Source organism: Sphingomonas tabacisoli (assembly GCF_042678385.1).
Lineage (GTDB): Bacteria > Pseudomonadota > Alphaproteobacteria > Sphingomonadales > Sphingomonadaceae > Sphingomonas_B > Sphingomonas_B tabacisoli.
This window is the reverse complement of sequence record NZ_JBHUDY010000005.1, coordinates 1-701: the sequence shown is the minus strand read 5'-3', so window position 1 is coordinate 701 and position 701 is coordinate 1. Positions and strand designations below refer to the sequence as shown.

Below are 701 nucleotides of genomic sequence, written 5' to 3'. Positions count from 1 at the left end.
GTGAAGATGGCGACGCCGTTGCCATATTGATGCTCGCTCGGGAGCTTCAGCGCCGTCTCGAAATCGGGCGCGCGGACGATCTGCAGCACGGGGCCGAAAATCTCTTCCTTGTAGCTCTGCATCGTCGGCTTGACGTGATCGAACAGGCTCGGCCCGATGAAGAAGCCCTGCTCATGGCCTTGCAGCGAGAAGCCGCGGCCGTCGACCACCAGCTCCGCGCCTTCGTCGACACCGGTCTGGATCCAGTTCTCGACGCGCTGCTTGTGCGCCGCGTTCACCACCGGCCCGTAATGCGCGTCCTGATCGGTAGAAACGCCGACGCGCAGCGAAGCGATCGCCGGCAGCAGCGCCTCGCGCAGCGCGTTCGCGGTCTTCTCGCCGACCGGCACCACCACCGGCAGCGCCATGCAGCGCTCGCCCGCCGAGCCGAACGCCGCGCCCGACAGGTCCTTCACCACCTGGTCGATATCGGCGTCCGGCATGACGATGCCGTGATTCTTGGCGCCGCCCATCGCCTGCACGCGCTTGCCCGCCTCGACGCCGCGTCGATAGACGTAATGCGCGATGTCGGACGAGCCGACGAAGCTCACCGCAGAGATCGCCGGATGGTCGAGGATCGCGTCGACCATTTCCTTGTCACCGTGCACGACCTGCAGAATGCCTTCGGGGCCGCCGGCTTCGCGGAACAGCTCGGCCAGGCG

General features: G+C 66.8%; 1 protein-coding gene. It reads right to left on the bottom strand.

What is annotated here, in order from left to right; genetic code table 11:
• Positions 1–701 (bottom strand): aldehyde dehydrogenase family protein (locus ACFSCW_RS16740; protein ID WP_380891592.1); only part of this gene is annotated, 701 nt, incomplete at both ends.